Here is a 15414-nt window from a genome sequence, read left to right on the forward strand (position 1 = left end):
GATGGATTATAAAAGCAAACGCTTAGGTTTTTTCCTAGGCGCTGATATTTTACTTTTTGTTATAAGTATTTATTTGTCTTTTTCTTTACGCTTTAGTGCAGACATCCCAAGTGAATTTTATGAAGGTATGTTTAAAAGTGCTGTGATTTTGATTTTACTTAAAATCATTTTTCTAGCTTTTTTTAGAATTTATCAAGTTGCTTGGAGATTTTTCTCACTTAATGAAGCACGTAAATTATTCATTGCTTTAGCTTTAGCTGAACTTGTATTTTTAGCAATTTATTATTTTTATGATGATTTTTTTAACCCTTTTCCAAGAAGCGTTATAGGAATAGACTTTGTTTTATCTTGCATGTTAATTGGAAGTTTGCGTATAAGCAAAAGAATGATAGTTGATTTTAGAAAACCAAAATATAATGAAGAACATCCTTGTATAGTAGTTGGTGCCACTTCAAAGGCTTTACATTTATTAAAAGGAGCCAAAGAAGGAAGCTTAGGACTTTTCCCCGTAGCTGTGGTAGATGAGCGTAAAAATTTAATAGGTACTTATTGTGATAAATTTATAGTTGAAGAAAAAGAAGCTATTAGAAAATATACTGCCGAAGGTATTCATACTGCTATCATTGCTTTAAAACTTGAGCAAGAAGAACTCAAAAAGCTTTTTGATGAGCTTATTGCTTATGGGATTAATGATATAAAACTTTTTTCTTTTACACAAAATGAAGCAAGAGATATAAGCATTGAAGATTTATTAGCGCGTAAGCCAAAAGATTTAGATAATGCTTGCGTGATTGATTTTATCAAAGATAAGGTAGTTTTAGTTAGTGGGGCTGGTGGGACTATAGGAAGCGAGCTTTGCAAACAATGCATTAAATTTGGCGCAAAACACTTAATCATGCTTGATCATAGCGAGTATAATTTATATAAAATCAATGAAGAATTAAGCTTGCATAAAGAAAAAATTGAACCTATTATGATGAGTATATTAGACAAAGAAGCGTTAGAAAAACTTTTACAAGAAAAAAACATAGATTTGATTTTGCATGCAGCAGCTTATAAACACGTACCTTTGTGTGAGCAAAATCCACATTCAGCTATTTTAAATAATATCATAGGTACTAAAAATTTAATCGATCTTGCAAAAACTTACAAGGTTGCTAAATTTGTTATGATAAGCACTGATAAAGCTGTAAGACCAACTAATATCATGGGTTGTACAAAAAGAATTTGTGAACTTTATGCGCTAAGTTCAAGTTGTGAAAATTTTGAAGTAGCTTCTGTGCGTTTTGGTAATGTTTTAGGCTCAAGTGGAAGTGTTATACCTAAATTTAAAGCTCAAATTGCAGCTAATGAACCACTTACTCTTACTCATCCTGATATAGTGCGTTATTTTATGCTTGTGGATGAAGCTGTGCAACTTGTTTTACAAGCTGCGGCTATTGCCAAAGGTGGAGAATTATTTGTACTTGATATGGGCGAGCCTGTTAAAATTATGGATTTAGCTAAAAAAATGCTTTTACTTTCTAATAAAAAGTTAGAAATTAAAATCACTGGACTTAGAAAAGGTGAAAAACTTTACGAAGAGCTTTTAATCCATGAAGATGATTTGAAAACTCAATATGAAAGTATATTTGTTACCACTAGTGAAATTAAAGATTTAAAAATTTTAAATCAAGAAATAGAAAGATTACTCCAAAGCACAGATCCTGCAAAAGTTTTAAAGGAAATTGTGCCTGAGTTTAATCATAACAAAAATGGAGAGTGATTAAATTCTAATTTTATTTTTAAATGGTATAATATAAACTTTTAATTGATTAATAAAAATAAAAACGATACAATTACACTTTTATGTAATTACATCAAGATAAAGGAAAAAAAGTGAAGTTATTAGTAGTTGATGATAGTTCTACCATGAGAAGAATAATCAAAAACACTCTTGTAAGATTAGGTCATAAAGATGTTTTAGAAGCTGAACATGGAGTTGAAGCTTGGGATTTGCTTTCACAAAATGATGATATTAAAATTTTAATTACTGACTGGAATATGCCCGAAATGAACGGCTTAGAATTAGTAAAAAAAGTAAGAGCGGAAGAAAAATATGCTGATATGCCTATTATCATGGTAACTACAGAAGGTGGTAAGGCAGAAGTTATCACAGCTTTAAAAGCAGGTGTAAATAACTATATTGTAAAACCTTTTACACCTCAAGTATTAAAAGAAAAACTTGAAGATGTTTTAGGAACAAACGAAGGCTGATTATAAGTTTTTATGCAAACACATTATTACGAACTTTTTTTTCAAACAGACAAGGAATATTTAGATTTATTCCTTGATCTTGTTTTTTCTCTAGATATAGATGCCATAGAAGAAAAGAATGATGGCGTTTATATACGATCAGAAGAAGATATGAAACTCATTCAAATAGCCTTGCAAAGCTTTCATCAAAAATTATGTGAAAAATTTAATACTAAGATTTATTTTCATTCTACTTTAGAAAAAAAAGAAAATAAAAACTGGATAGAAGAGTATAAAAAAGGCATAAAAGCTTTAACCATTGACAATATCCACATTCACACCACTTGGCAAGAAGCTATACAAGATAAAATCAATATCATTATAGACCCTGCCCTAGCTTTTGGCTCAGGACATCATGAAAGCACTTACACTTGTATAGAATTTTTACAAAAATACACAGATGATTCTAAATTTTGCTTAGATGTAGGCTGCGGAAGTGGGATTTTAAGTATCATCATGGCAAAGCTTGGAGCTAAAGTGCAAGCTTGTGATACAGATGAGCTAGCCATAGTTGCAAGCAAAGAAAATGCAAAATTAAATCAAGTTAGCTTTGATGATATTTGGGTAGGTTCTATTAATAAAAGCTTACATAAATATGATATAGTTGTGGCAAATATCATTGCTGATATTTTAATCATACTAGAAAAAGATCTTAAAGAAAAAACCAAAGAAGGTGGAATTTTAATCTTATCTGGTATATTAAATAAATATGAAGAAAGAATTAAAGATAAATTCAAAGATTTGACTTTGTTAGAATGTAAACACAAAGGAGAGTGGTTGAGTTTAGCTTACAAAAAGGAAACAAAATAATGAATAAAAAACCAAACGAACCAAAAGATAATCCAAACAATAATAGCTTTTTCAATAAAAACCCTATTTTTATTTTCGCTATTTTTGCCATTGTGATGATTCTTTTATTTAAAGGATTTTCAGATGATGGTAGCATGGGTATTATGGGCGGAGAAAATACCAAAAAAGTTACTTATTCTGAATTAAAAACTTTAATTGAAAACAATCAAATTGCCCAAGTTAACATAGGTCAAACTACCATAAAAGCAGTGTCTAAAGCAGGAAATATGGTATATATTACCAAAAAAGTTCCAAATGATGCTACTTTTGTGCCTTTGCTTGATTCAAAAGGCGTTTCTTATGGAGCTTTTAACGAGAGTAATTGGTTTATAGATATCTTACTTTCTTGGGTTTTACCGGTATTTATTTTCTTTGGTATATGGATGTTTTTAGCTTCTCGTATGCAAAAAAATATGGGCGGATCTATACTTGGTATAGGAAGCTCTAAAAAGCTTGTAAATTCAGAAAAACCAAAAGTTAAATTCAATGATGTTGCAGGTGTTGAGGAAGCAAAAGAAGAAGTTAAAGAAATAGTTGATTTTCTAAAATATCCTGAAAGATATATCAATCTTGGAGCAAAAATTCCAAAAGGACTTTTGCTTGTAGGTCCTCCAGGTACAGGTAAAACTTTACTTGCAAAAGCAGTAGCAGGCGAAGCCGATGTACCATTTTTTAGCGTATCAGGTTCATCTTTTATAGAAATGTTTGTGGGTGTTGGTGCTAGTAGGGTTAGAGATTTATTTGAAAATGCTAAAAAAGAAGCTCCAGCTATTGTATTTATAGATGAAATTGATGCTATAGGCAAATCACGTGCAGCAAGTGGTATGATGGGTGGAAATGATGAAAGAGAGCAAACTTTAAATCAACTTCTAGCAGAAATGGATGGCTTTGGTACTGAAAGCTCGCCAGTAATCGTACTAGCAGCGACAAACCGTCCTGAAGTCTTAGATGCAGCATTACTTAGACCGGGACGTTTTGATAGACAAGTTTTGGTAGACAAGCCTGATTTTAAAGGCAGATGTGATATTTTAAAAGTTCATATGAAAGATGTTAAAATTTCACCTGAAGTAAAAGTAGAAGATATCGCAAGATTAACAGCAGGTCTTGCGGGTGCTGATTTAGCAAATATCATTAACGAAGCAGCTTTACTTGCAGGTAGGGATTCTAAAAAACATGTAGAACAAAAAGACTTAGTTGAAGCAGTAGAAAGAGCTATAGCAGGACTTGAGAAAAAATCACGTAGAATTAATGATAAAGAGAAAAAAATCGTAACTTATCATGAATGTGGCCATGCTTTAATCGCTGAAACCACAAAAGGTGCTAAAAAAGTAAGTAAAGTTTCTGTTATACCGCGTGGTTTAGCAGCTTTAGGATATACGCTCAATACTCCTGAAGAAAATAAATTTTTAATGCAAAAACATGAGCTTTTGGCTGAAGTTGATGTGCTTTTAGGTGGGCGTGCAGCTGAAGAAATTTTCATTAAAGAAATTTCAACTGGTGCAAGCAATGACCTTGAGCGTGCAACTGATATCATAAAAGCTATGATTTCTATGTATGGTATGAGTGAAATTGCAGGTTTAATGGTGCTTGAAAAACAAAGAAATACTTTCTTAAGTGGCGGACAAACTATCAAAGATTATTCTGATAAAATGGCTCAAGATTTAGATGAGTATGTGAAGAAAACCTTAGATGAACGCTATGCGGGTGTAAAAGAAATTTTAAAAACTTATAGTGGTGCTATAGAAGTAATGGTACAAGCACTTTATGAAGAAGAAACTATTGATGGTGCTAAAGTAAGAGAGATTATTAAAAACTATGAAGAAGAAAACAATCTTCTAACGCGCTTAGAAGAAAAAGAGCAAGAAGTTACTAAGGATAACTAATGAAAACAAATTTTATTGCAAAGGCTGGCTGGAATTTACTTATAATTCTAGCTATAGTTTTTGCAATAGCTCAATTTATATGGGGATTTTCTTGGCTTTTATGGTGTATTTTTATACTTTTTGCTTGCCTTTTTAGAGCTAGTAAAATCGATTATATAGCAGATCCAAATACTATCATAGCTCCCATAGAAGGAAAAATAAAATGCATTAAAACAAGCTCGTATAAAGAGCTTGGCGAATGCATAGAAGTGCAAATTATAAACAATATCATCCATCAAGGCAGCATCATAGCTCCACTTAATATGGATATAGAAGAAACTAGACCAAGACACGGGCTTTTTTTATGTCCATTTATGAAAAATACAAATTTAATGGGCGAAAGAATGCTATTTTTAGTACACTCTAAAGGCAAACAATGGGCATTACGCATCATTTTTGGCGCCTTAAATAGAAAAGTTCATATTGATGATTTTGGTCATCATTTAAACCATGGACAAAATATAGGTTTTATGTTTGATGGCAGTGTGAGTTTATTGCTTCCAAAAGATACTAGAATTTGCGTAAATGAAAACGATAAAGTACGCATTGGTGCATTGATAGGGTATTTAAATCCATGAATTTTAAACTAATTTATATTTTACCTAATCTTTTTACAGCTGCTTCCATATTTTTAGGCATTATTTCAGTGATTGCTTCTATTAATCAAAATTTTGATAAAGCATTAATTTATATCATTTTATCATTAATTTGTGATGGCTTGGATGGACGCGTTGCAAGAGCTACTAATTCTACTTCTAAATTTGGAGTTGAGTTTGACTCACTAGCAGATCTAATAGCCTTTGGTGTTGCACCTGCTATGCTTTTTTATATGAGTATAGGTTATGAATATGATCGTTTTGGCTCCTTAATAGCTGGTTTATTTGTAGTTTTTGGCGCTATACGCTTAGCAAGATTTAATGTCACCACAGGTACTTATGAACCTTCAGTTTTTATAGGACTTCCTATACCAACAGCTGCAGTTGTAAGTGCTTTATGGGTAAGCGCTTATTTATATTATGATTTTTTACGTGATTTTTCTTTGGTGATAGTATGTATTCAAATGCTTTTAGCTTTTTTAATGGTAAGCAATATAAGATATCCAAGTTTTAAAAAAATTGATTTAAAACGGGCAAATGTTTTAAAAGTATTAATCCTTTTAGTAATCTTATTTTCCATGCTTTATTTGTATTTTTTAGAAAGTGCGTTAATCGTCGCAAGCTTATATGTACTTTATGGAATCATTCGAAGCTTTTTTACTCTAGCTCGTAAATTTAAAAAAGATTAAAATTTTATTTTCACTTCACTTTTTAATAATATACTTCTCATTATTTTCAAAAAGGAGTAAAAATGAATAAAAACAAATTATTCAGACAAATTCACATTTACATTAGCTTATTTTTCTTACCACTAGCATTTTTATATGCTGTTACTGGTTTTGCTTATATAGCTGGTTTTGATGGGGAAAGTGGAGCTAAAATTCAAACTCAAAAAGTTCAAGCTATTATCCAAGAAGGCGCTGAAGCTGAATTTTTAATTGATTTTTTAAAGAAAAATAACTTAAAACTTCCTTCATCTTTGGAACCAAAACTTAACAAAAAAGGCGATGGAATAGAGCTTGGCACTATAAACTATACTGCAAGTATTGTCAAAATAGATGAAAATAATTATGAAATTATCACAAAAGAAAGAAGTTTACTTGGAAATATGATTTTACTTCACAAAGATAAAGGTATGTGGTATTTTTCTGTTCTTGGGCTAGCTTTTGCACTTGCTATGATAATCCTTTATATTTCAGGACTTTTAATCACTATCATAGCTATACGCAAAGACAGAGGCAAACAAATCGCGGTTTTAGGTGCTGGTTTTGTTATAACTTTAATCATAGCTTATCTTAGTGTATAAATTTAAGGTATATCTTATAATCAATAAGATATACTTTCCCTTTTAATACGGACAGATGGGTGAGTGGCTGAAACCACACCCCTGCTAAGGGTGCAGATCTTAACGGGTCTCGAGGGTTCAAATCCCTCTCTGTCCGCCACCTTATAAAATTCATTTCCTTTCATCTATTTTAATAATTTTTACTGTTATAATTATAATAAATTTAAAGGCAAGCTTCACATACTATGCAAATTTATGCTTCTATTGATTTGAAATCTTTTTACGCTTCAGCTGAATGTGTTTTAAGAAATTTAGATCCTTTAACAACTAATCTCATTGTAGCAGATGAATCAAGAACAGATAAAACCATCATACTAGCAGTTTCACCTGCACTAAAAACTTACAATATACCTGGTAGATTAAGACTTTTTGAGTTTAAACAAAAAATCCACTCAATCAACCAAGAAAGATTAAAACAAACTCAAAAACACTGCTTTAAAGCTAAAAGTTTTGATACATTAGAACTTAAAAATGATTTAAATTTAGAACTAGATTACATCATCGCCAAGCCCAGAATGGCTACTTATATAGAATTTAGCACAAAAATATACAGTATTTATTTGAAGTATTTTGATGCAAAAGATATCCATATATACTCTATTGATGAAGTTTTTATTGATCTTAGTTCTTATCTTGAAAAATACAAACTTTCAGCTTATGAGTTACTTACTAAGGTTTTACTTGATATTTTACACACAAGTAAAATCACTGCAACAGCAGGTATAGGCACAAATTTATACTTAGCTAAAATTGCTATGGATATACTTGCTAAAAGACAGCAAGTAGATGAAAATGGCTTACTTATAGCCTTTTTAGATGAAAAATTATATAGATATAAATTATGGCAACACAAACCTTTAAAAGATTTTTGGCGTATAGGCAAAGGCATTGCCTTAAAACTTGCAAATTTAAACATTTATACTATGGGAGATCTTGCAAGATTTTCTTTAAAACACGAAGCTTTGCTTTATAAACACTTTGGTGTTAATGCTGAATTATTAATTGATCATGCATGGGGTATTGAAACTTGCACGATGAAAGATATTAAAAATTACAAATCACAAAATCACTCTAAAGTCATGGCTAAAGTTTTGCCTTTTGCATATGATAATAATCAAACAATAAAAGTTTTAAAAGAACTTGTCGATCATTTAGTGCTTGAACTTATACAAAATAACCTTAAAACAAACCATATCACGCTAGATATACAATATGATAAAAGCAATTTAGAAAATTCAAGCTTTTTGGGTTCTTACAAAGGAGCTACTACTAAAGATAATTATGGAAGAACTATACCTAAAAATGCTCATGGAAGTATAAATTTAGAAAATTTTACCCATTCTTTAAAAATCATCAATAAAAAAGCCTTGGAACTTTTTTACAAAATCAGCGATAAAAACTTAAGCATTAGAAAAATCAGCCTAAGTTTAAATAATATCACAGATAAAGCACAAGAAAATTTCCAAGAATTAAATTTATTTAGTGATTTTAATGCAATTTTGCAAGAAAAAAATCAACTTGAAAAAGAAGAAAAGCTCCAAAAAGCAAGACTTCAAATCATGCAAAAATTTGGTAAAAAAGCTATTTTAAAAGCTTCAAGCTTGGATGATGAGACTAAAGAAATTACTTCTTTAATAGGAGGTCATAATGCATGATGATTATAAAGATATAATAAATAAAAAATATCAAAAATCAAAACAATTTCCACCAATGCCAAGAGAAAAAAGAGCGGCGCAATTTGCTCCATTTTCAGTGCTAAATGGTTTTAACAAAGCTATTTTAAAAACGCAAAAAGATATGGAAAAAGCATTAGAAAATAGCAAATATCAAGAAGAAAGCTAAGTTCTTCTTGATAAAATTTTATTTTGCATTAGAGTATTTTTCAAACTCTCCACTTTCATCGATTTCATTGCCATAAAGTTTGTGTAATTCATAGTAATATTTTACAAATTCCTTACATTCTTCATCAAGTGGTAAAAACACCTCATCTTCTAAAATACAAAACTCATCTAAATAATTTTTAGCATCTTCTTTTAGCATATAATGTCTTGCTAACTTATAGTAATTTTGCATAAACACAGCTTTAAAGGCTTCATAAGCTTCCTCATCAAATTTAATGTTTAATTTCTCATTTGCAAAAGATAACACCCCTGATTTAAACAACAATGATAAATGAATCAAACCTTCAGTATAATAAGGCTTAACCTCCTCTACTCTTTGCCAAGCGATCAATCCTATAGCCCTTTTAATAAGCTCATAAAACACAGGAAGCTTTAAATCATCTTCTTCATGTAAAAAGAAATTTACAAGCCCACCCGCAGTAGCTTTAAACTCTTCTATATTTTTAAACACACCACTTTCATTCATTTTCTTTTCGCTATCATTTGCCACAAAGAAAATATGCCCAAACTCATGACCTATGGTAGAAACTTCATAAATTCTTTTCCATAATTTTTCATTGTAAAATAAAATTTCTCTACCATAATCTAAAAATTCTTTTTCAAATACCATAGAAGAAAGCTTCATAAAAGGCTTGGTTTTAGCATTTTCATAAACATAATTTAAAAAAGCAAAGATCTTTTTTCCTGCTATATTGCTTACATACTCATCATTTGGCACTACTTGAGCAGAAAAAAGCCCCTTAAGCTCTGCTCCATAAAAAATCATAGGCATACAAATATAAAGCTGAGTTTTTTCAAGATTAAAATTCACTTCATCAAACAAAGCTTCATCTTCTTCATCTAAATTTGCATACACCATTGCAAAGCTTTCTTTGATTTTATCTTTAAACTCACTCCCATTAAAATCACTCACATCTTCTAAGCGTATATCCCACTCAAGTGCTACTGCATGTGTGTAAGAGTCTTCATAGTATTCTAAAGGATGGCCAATTTGCAATGGGCATTTTACTTCCATCCACGCAAGCTCTGCTTCTTGCCATTTTTTAACCACTTCATTATTATCTTTTTCACAAAATGCAAATTTTAATTTTTCTATATAGTCAATATAAGCATTTTTTTCATCATCTAACGCACAATTTCTTAGTTTTTCTAAAAGTTTATCAAACTCATATTCAAGCTTTAAAACCTCATTTTCAAAAGCCTTTGCATAAGGTAAAAATCTCCAAAGTGTTCCTATTTTAACTAAAGCCCCATAGCTTCTTTCACAAATTTCACCATCTTGATTAAGCTGATAAAGCTCATTTTGCTTTAAAAACTCCAAAGCATCACTTAAATTTGGAAATTGTTCTTTTAAGATTTTATTATTTGTATCTAAAATTTGCTTGCTCCAAACAAGCTCAAAAGAATTCATAACTACACCTATATTATGCACACCTTGAACTAAAGCCAAATAAAACTCATCAAGTAAATTTTTACTCTTAATCTCATCGATTAAATCTTGATGTTCTACTTCATAAAAGGCTCTTACTAAAGAAAAAACTTTATATTTTATTTGAGAAATTTCTTCTTCATTTAAACCTTTTTTCTCAAGCTCTTGGACTAAATTTTCCTCTTTTAAATCCACCAAACGACGCAACATTGCTAAAACATTGCTTTTTTCGTTTTCAAGATTAGCTAGTTCTAAAGCTCTATCTATCAAAGGATGACTTTGATTAGTTTGAAGTATATTATAAAGACTATTGATATTTTGTTTCCTATTTTTCACAATTTTTGCTATTTGCTTAAAATCATTCATTTTTTACCTTTCTTTATTTTTAAAACTTAATTATAATGTTTTTTTTAAAACACAAGGAGAATGTATGAAAGATATGGGAGAACCTAAGCTAAGAGTTATAGCTATGCCAAGCAATACAAACCCCGCTGGTAATATCTTTGGTGGTTGGATCATGTCACAAATTGATCTAGCCGGAGCCATTGCTGCAAGAGAACTTTCCCCACAAAGAGTTGTCACAGTTGCGGTAGATAAAATCATTTTTAAAGAGCCAATTTTCGTAGGTGATTTGGTATCTTGCTATGCAAAAATCATCAAAGCAGGTAATACATCCATCACCGTAGCAGTAGAAGTAGTTACTCAAAGAGCTAATGAATATGGCCGTGTGTATTGTATGCATGTAACTTCAGCTGTAGTAACTTATGTGAGTGTAGATAAAGATGGAAATAAATTTCCTATTGATGCGGATTTAAAAAGATTACATGGCTTTTAATATGTTTTATTGTATTTTTAAAAAACTTTTTATATCATCACAAAAAACTTTCTAAGGCTTATATATGCGTGGATATAAAATATTTTCTGGTTCAGCAAACGAGGAATTTGCTAAAAAAATCTCAAAATACCTTTCATTGCCTCTAAGCAATGCAGGTGTGAAGCGTTTTAGCGATGGTGAAATTAGCATTCAAATAGATGAAAGCGTGCGTGGTAAAGATGTGTTTATCATTCAAAGTACTTGTGCTCCAACAAATGATAATTTAATGGAACTTTTAATCATGACAGATGCATTGCGTCGCTCAAGTGCAAGCTCTATCACAGCTATCATCCCTTATTTTGGTTATGCTAGACAAGATAGAAAAGCAAGCCCTAGGGTGCCTATTACTGCAAAATTAGTAGCAAATCTTATAGAATCAGCTGGCGTGGATAGAGTAGCTACCATAGACTTACATGCTGGACAAATTCAAGGCTTTTTTGATATACCTGTGGATAATCTTTATGGAAGTATTATTTTTAATGATTATATTAAAAATAAAAACTACAAAAATCCTATCATCGCAAGTCCTGACATAGGTGGTATAGCAAGAGCTAGAAGCGTAGCAAAAGCTTTAGGACTTGATATAGTTATAGTAGATAAAAGACGCGAAAAAGCTAATGAAAGTGAAGTGATGAATGTCATCGGCGATGTAAAAGATAAAGAAGTGATTTTAGTAGATGATATCATCGATACAGCAGGAACCATAGTAAAAGCTGCTGAAGTATTTAAAAACAAAGGTGCAAAGTCAGTTATAGCTTGCTGTACCCACCCTGTACTTAGCGGCGTAGCTTATGAAAGAATAACCAAAGATGCGCTTGATGAGCTAGTAGTAACTGACACTATACCTTTAAAACAACAAATGGATAAAATCAAAGTCCTAAGCGTAGCACCTATTTTTGGCGAGGTAATACGCAGAGTTTATCACAATGAAAGTGTGAATTCTTTATTTGTATAAATTCTTTGCAAGGACCATCCTTGCAAAGAAAATCTAAACTTCAAATAATTCTACAATTTTATATTAATTAAAACTATATTTTGCTATAATTAATAAATTATTATTAATTAAGGAGTTATTATGATTAAAAATTTAATCTTAAATTTTGGTAGAACTATACTTGATATAGCGGCTGCATTAAGCTTTATTATAGCGATTATTTATTCTATTGCGCTGATGTTTACTCTAGGATTTATAGTAGGTCTAGTAACACTTATTGGATCTTTAGTTGCGATATTTTTAAGCTTTTTTGTAATTTATCTTGTCATAGATATAAGAGATGCACTAGTTAATAAAAACTAATTACTGGTGGAGACGAGGGGAATTGAACCCCTGTCCAAAAATAAAACAACCACGGCATCTACATGCTTAGCAAAGGTGAAAATTTCATCTAGCCAAACTCACCTTCCAAAATTTCAAGCTAGACTAAGACTTTAACTTCAATCAAAACTTGTCAAATTTCAATCTACACTATCAAAAATGACCAAATTCTAAGCTAGATAGTATCACTTAAAATTCAGGCTCAACTGAACTTACGCAGCTTTAGCGTAAGCAGGAGCAAATTTAACGTTGTTTGCGTTTAATTTTAATTTGAGCTTTATACGCTTTGCTCAAAGCGACATGCCACCAAGGCCACTCTACTCCTGTCGAAGCCAAGTCGTCCCCATTATTTAGAAATTTTATCTGGAACATTTGCAATTTGAGGGTTAAATACGCTTAAAAAAGAAGCATTTTTTTCATAATCACTGCAATATCTATCAAGCTGCTCACCCACTAAAAACATCCAATCCACAAATTCATCGCTAGCAGGCCCATCAAATTTAGCTGCTTCTTGCATAATTTCCTCACAAAATGTGCAAAAATTTGCAATCTCATCTAAATTTAATCTTTTAGCAGCCCAAACCACGTTGTGGATATTTTGCTCTAAGTCTTTTAAAGCTTCTTTGTATTTTAAGCTATCACTGCTTAGCTTTACTATCAAAGGCTCTAAAACATCGCAAAGACTTCTAAAAAAATACAAAAAACGCTCGATTTCTTCAAGCTCGTAATCTAACTCTAATTGCTCTAAAATTCCCATAAAAACTTCTATAATCTAAGTTTAAATGTTTATTTTAGCAAATTTTAGATAAAATTAAAATTTCTTACAAAATAAAATGGAAAAAATATGGATAGAATCGTAGAGATTGAAAAATTCTCCCCTGATGAAACTTATGAAACGAGCCTTAGACCTTCAAATTTTGATGGCTATATAGGACAAGAAAACATTAAAAAAAATTTAGAAATTTTCATCAAAGCTGCTAAAAAAAGAAATGAATGTCTAGATCATATCCTTTTTAGTGGGCCTGCAGGACTTGGTAAGACAACTTTAGCAAACATTATCTCATATGAAATGAATGCAAATATTAAAACTACCGCTGCACCCATGATAGAAAAAAGCGGGGATTTAGCTGCGATTTTAACTAACCTTAGTGAAGGAGATATTTTATTTATCGATGAAATTCATCGCTTAAGCCCTGCCATAGAAGAAGTGCTTTACCCTGCTATGGAAGATTTTCGTCTTGATATTATCATCGGTAGTGGCCCTGCTGCGCAAACAATCAAAATCGATTTACCTAAATTTACTTTAATAGGTGCTACTACAAGAGCAGGTATGCTAAGCAATCCTTTGCGCGATCGCTTTGGCATGCAATTTCGCTTGGAATTTTATAAAAATGAAGAACTTGCTATCATTTTAGAAAAAGCAGCTCTAAAGCTTAATAAAACTTGTGAAAAAAAAGCTTCTTTAGAAATAGCCAAACGCAGTCGCTCAACCCCAAGGATTGCTTTAAGATTGCTTAAGCGTGTAAGAGACTTTGCTGATGTAAATGATGAGGAAATCATTAGCGAAAAAAGAGCTAAAGAAGCGCTTGATTCTTTAGGGGTAAATGAGCTTGGTTTTGACGCGATGGATTTGCGGTATTTAGAGCTTTTAACTGAGGCTAAAAGAAAACCTATAGGACTTTCTAGTATAGCTGCAGCATTAAGTGAAGACGAAAATACCATAGAAGATGTGATAGAGCCATATTTACTAGCAAATGGTTATATAGAAAGAACAGCCAAAGGTCGTATTGCAAGCTTAAAAAGTTTTGATGTTTTAAAATTAAAATACAACAAGGGTTTATTTGATGAAAAGTAGTAATTTTTTCTTAATTAGTTTTATTTTATTTATTTTATTTTGGGTGCTTTTTTTATTTAAACCTTTTTTGATGAATATAGCCATAGCAAGTTTAATGGCTGTTTCTACTTCTAATGTTAATGTTAAATTCTTAAATATATTCAAAGGTAAAAAAGTCATAGCAGCAGCAGCTACCACTGCTTTTATGTTAGCTTTATTTTTTATACCTTTTGTATATGCTATTATAGAACTTGCAAAAGCAGCTAGCGGTTTTAATATAAGTTATATTCATAATACCATAGAATATTTTAAAAATTATTCTTTGCATCTACCTGAATCTTTAAACTTTATAGAGCCAAAAATCAAAGAGGCATTAGCAAGTATTGATTTAAATTCCATCTCTAAAGATGTTTTAACCTATCTTTCAAGCGCAACTAAATTTGGGACTAAATTTCTAACTGATATGGTGTTAATTTGTGTGTTTTATTTCTTTGCTAATCTTTATGGAGCCCAACTCATTGGCTATATAAAAAGCATAGTACCTATGAAAAAAGAAGAAACTCAAGGCATTTTAAGTGAAGTGAGCAATGTAATGTCTGTTGTGTTTTATTCTATGGTGTTAAATGCCATTTTACAAGGGGTACTTTTTGCTATCATTACTAAATTTTATGGTTATGATGCGATTTTAATGGGGATATTATTTTGCTTTAGCTCTTTAATCCCTGTGGTAGGTGGGGCATTGGTTTATGTGCCTGTTTCTTTATATGAATTTGCCAATAACAATCTAAGCGGTGCTTTAGTGATTTTCATTTATAGCGTGGTAATGATATCTTTTATCGCAGATACTTTAGTAAAACCTTATATCATTAAATGGATTAATGAAAAACTTGTTCAAATTCCAACGCAAATTAACGAACTTTTAATTTTCTTTGCGATGATAGCAGGAATTTCAAGTTTTGGTTTTTGGGGTATTATCCTTGGACCTGCTATTTTGACTTTCTTTATTTCTACTTTAAAATTATATGTGATTTTAAAAGAAAAGCATTTTGTATAA

The 15414-nt window shown here is 31.0% G+C and carries 16 protein-coding genes, 1 tRNA gene and 1 other RNA gene; 15 read left to right on the top strand and 3 right to left on the bottom strand.

Going from position 1 to position 15414, the window contains the following annotated elements:
* Position 1: 1 nt before the first annotated feature.
* From pglF to CAMP5121_RS05905, 10 genes are all read left to right on the top strand, one after another.
* The gene (pglF, locus tag CAMP5121_RS05860) at positions 2 to 1765 is read left to right on the top strand and encodes a UDP-N-acetylglucosamine 4,6-dehydratase (configuration-retaining) (RefSeq protein WP_337215056.1); all 1764 of its coding nucleotides are present in this window, start codon (positions 2 to 4) and stop codon (positions 1763 to 1765) included.
* Between the two features lie 113 nt (positions 1766 to 1878).
* Entirely contained in the window at positions 1879 to 2256 is a 378-nt protein-coding gene (locus tag CAMP5121_RS05865; protein ID WP_039619063.1) for a chemotaxis response regulator CheY, read from the top strand.
* Positions 2257 to 2268: 12 nt separating this feature from the next.
* Positions 2269 to 3105 (top strand): 50S ribosomal protein L11 methyltransferase, encoded by an 837-nt coding sequence (locus tag CAMP5121_RS05870; protein WP_337215057.1) that lies wholly within the window; start codon positions 2269 to 2271, stop codon positions 3103 to 3105.
* On the top strand, positions 3105 to 5027 hold the full coding sequence (gene ftsH / locus CAMP5121_RS05875; RefSeq protein WP_337215058.1) for an ATP-dependent zinc metalloprotease FtsH: 1923 nt from the start codon (positions 3105 to 3107) through the stop codon (positions 5025 to 5027). The genes CAMP5121_RS05870 and ftsH overlap by 1 nt, the downstream gene beginning before the upstream one ends.
* The gene (locus CAMP5121_RS05880; RefSeq protein ID WP_337215059.1) at positions 5027 to 5644 is read left to right on the top strand and encodes a phosphatidylserine decarboxylase; all 618 of its coding nucleotides are present in this window, start codon (positions 5027 to 5029) and stop codon (positions 5642 to 5644) included. Before ftsH ends, CAMP5121_RS05880 begins: the two co-directional genes overlap by 1 nt.
* The gene (gene pssA / locus CAMP5121_RS05885; protein WP_263724916.1) at positions 5641 to 6351 is read left to right on the top strand and encodes a CDP-diacylglycerol--serine O-phosphatidyltransferase; all 711 of its coding nucleotides are present in this window, start codon (positions 5641 to 5643) and stop codon (positions 6349 to 6351) included. Before CAMP5121_RS05880 ends, pssA begins: the two co-directional genes overlap by 4 nt.
* A gap of 62 nt (positions 6352 to 6413) precedes the next feature.
* Positions 6414 to 6968 carry a PepSY-associated TM helix domain-containing protein gene (locus CAMP5121_RS05890; RefSeq protein ID WP_263682382.1) on the top strand — a complete coding sequence of 185 codons (555 nt, stop codon included), beginning with the start codon at positions 6414 to 6416 and terminating at the stop codon, positions 6966 to 6968.
* Positions 6969 to 7017: 49 nt separating this feature from the next.
* A tRNA-Ser gene (locus CAMP5121_RS05895) sits at positions 7018 to 7107 on the top strand.
* 85 nt (positions 7108 to 7192) lie between these two features.
* Positions 7193 to 8662 carry a Y-family DNA polymerase gene (locus CAMP5121_RS05900; RefSeq protein ID WP_337215060.1) on the top strand — a complete coding sequence of 490 codons (1470 nt, stop codon included), beginning with the start codon at positions 7193 to 7195 and terminating at the stop codon, positions 8660 to 8662.
* Positions 8655 to 8849, top strand: coding sequence for a hypothetical protein (locus CAMP5121_RS05905; protein WP_263724914.1), 195 nt, complete (start codon positions 8655 to 8657; stop codon positions 8847 to 8849). Before CAMP5121_RS05900 ends, CAMP5121_RS05905 begins: the two co-directional genes overlap by 8 nt.
* Positions 8850 to 8867: 18 nt before the next feature.
* On the opposite strand, the gene ciaB is transcribed toward CAMP5121_RS05905, so the two are convergent.
* A complete protein-coding gene (ciaB, locus tag CAMP5121_RS05910; protein ID WP_263736690.1) occupies positions 8868 to 10703 on the bottom strand; it encodes an invasion protein CiaB in 1836 nt (611 codons plus the stop codon).
* A gap of 64 nt (positions 10704 to 10767) precedes the next feature.
* Between ciaB and CAMP5121_RS05915 the strand changes: the two genes are divergently transcribed.
* The 3 genes from CAMP5121_RS05915 to CAMP5121_RS05925 all read left to right on the top strand — a co-directional run bounded on the left by CAMP5121_RS05915 (position 10768) and on the right by CAMP5121_RS05925 (position 12508).
* Positions 10768 to 11172 (top strand): acyl-CoA thioesterase, encoded by a 405-nt coding sequence (locus CAMP5121_RS05915; RefSeq protein ID WP_012661971.1) that lies wholly within the window; start codon positions 10768 to 10770, stop codon positions 11170 to 11172.
* Between the two features lie 64 nt (positions 11173 to 11236).
* Positions 11237 to 12166, top strand: coding sequence for a ribose-phosphate pyrophosphokinase (locus tag CAMP5121_RS05920; protein ID WP_337215061.1), 930 nt, complete (start codon positions 11237 to 11239; stop codon positions 12164 to 12166).
* A gap of 120 nt (positions 12167 to 12286) precedes the next feature.
* On the top strand, positions 12287 to 12508 hold the full coding sequence (locus CAMP5121_RS05925; protein ID WP_214135152.1) for a hypothetical protein: 222 nt from the start codon (positions 12287 to 12289) through the stop codon (positions 12506 to 12508).
* A 4-nt stretch (positions 12509 to 12512) separates the two neighbouring features.
* On the opposite strand, the gene ssrA is transcribed toward CAMP5121_RS05925, so the two are convergent.
* Together ssrA and CAMP5121_RS05935 are read right to left on the bottom strand one after the other, a co-directional pair.
* Positions 12513 to 12871: a transfer-messenger RNA gene (gene ssrA / locus CAMP5121_RS05930) on the bottom strand.
* Between the two features lies 1 nt (position 12872).
* A complete protein-coding gene (locus CAMP5121_RS05935) occupies positions 12873 to 13283 on the bottom strand; it encodes a histidine phosphotransferase (protein WP_257399298.1) in 411 nt (136 codons plus the stop codon).
* An 87-nt stretch (positions 13284 to 13370) separates the two neighbouring features.
* On the opposite strand from CAMP5121_RS05935, the gene ruvB reads away from it, so the two are divergent.
* Both ruvB and CAMP5121_RS05945 read left to right on the top strand, forming a co-directional pair.
* Positions 13371 to 14381, top strand: a complete 1011-nt coding sequence (gene ruvB, locus CAMP5121_RS05940) for a Holliday junction branch migration DNA helicase RuvB (RefSeq protein ID WP_039619088.1) — start codon at positions 13371 to 13373, stop codon at positions 14379 to 14381.
* Entirely contained in the window at positions 14371 to 15414 is a 1044-nt protein-coding gene (locus tag CAMP5121_RS05945) for an AI-2E family transporter (RefSeq protein ID WP_263702250.1), read from the top strand. The genes ruvB and CAMP5121_RS05945 overlap by 11 nt, the downstream gene beginning before the upstream one ends.

It is taken from the genome of Campylobacter sp. 2352 PW (assembly GCF_024723575.1).
Taxonomy (GTDB): Bacteria; Campylobacterota; Campylobacteria; order Campylobacterales; family Campylobacteraceae; genus Campylobacter_D.

Bases quoted from the DNA above. Each gene is read 5' to 3' on its own strand.
- pglF (WP_337215056.1), top strand. From the start codon at position 2: ATGGATTATAAAAGCAAACGCTTAGGTTTTTTCCTAGGCGCTGATATT.
- CAMP5121_RS05870 (WP_337215057.1), top strand. From the start codon at position 2,269: ATGCAAACACATTATTACGAACTTTTTTTTCAAACAGACAAGGAATAT.
- ftsH (WP_337215058.1), top strand. From the start codon at position 3,105: ATGAATAAAAAACCAAACGAACCAAAAGATAATCCAAACAATAATAGC.
- CAMP5121_RS05880 (WP_337215059.1), top strand. From the start codon at position 5,027: ATGAAAACAAATTTTATTGCAAAGGCTGGCTGGAATTTACTTATAATT.
- pssA (WP_263724916.1), top strand. From the start codon at position 5,641: ATGAATTTTAAACTAATTTATATTTTACCTAATCTTTTTACAGCTGCT.
- CAMP5121_RS05890 (WP_263682382.1), top strand. From the start codon at position 6,414: ATGAATAAAAACAAATTATTCAGACAAATTCACATTTACATTAGCTTA.
- CAMP5121_RS05900 (WP_337215060.1), top strand. From the start codon at position 7,193: ATGCAAATTTATGCTTCTATTGATTTGAAATCTTTTTACGCTTCAGCT.
- CAMP5121_RS05905 (WP_263724914.1), top strand. From the start codon at position 8,655: ATGCATGATGATTATAAAGATATAATAAATAAAAAATATCAAAAATCA.
- ciaB (WP_263736690.1), bottom strand. From the start codon at position 10,703: ATGAATGATTTTAAGCAAATAGCAAAAATTGTGAAAAATAGGAAACAA.
- CAMP5121_RS05915 (WP_012661971.1), top strand. From the start codon at position 10,768: ATGAAAGATATGGGAGAACCTAAGCTAAGAGTTATAGCTATGCCAAGC.
- CAMP5121_RS05920 (WP_337215061.1), top strand. From the start codon at position 11,237: ATGCGTGGATATAAAATATTTTCTGGTTCAGCAAACGAGGAATTTGCT.
- CAMP5121_RS05925 (WP_214135152.1), top strand. From the start codon at position 12,287: ATGATTAAAAATTTAATCTTAAATTTTGGTAGAACTATACTTGATATA.
- CAMP5121_RS05935 (WP_257399298.1), bottom strand. From the start codon at position 13,283: ATGGGAATTTTAGAGCAATTAGAGTTAGATTACGAGCTTGAAGAAATC.
- ruvB (WP_039619088.1), top strand. From the start codon at position 13,371: ATGGATAGAATCGTAGAGATTGAAAAATTCTCCCCTGATGAAACTTAT.
- CAMP5121_RS05945 (WP_263702250.1), top strand. From the start codon at position 14,371: ATGAAAAGTAGTAATTTTTTCTTAATTAGTTTTATTTTATTTATTTTA.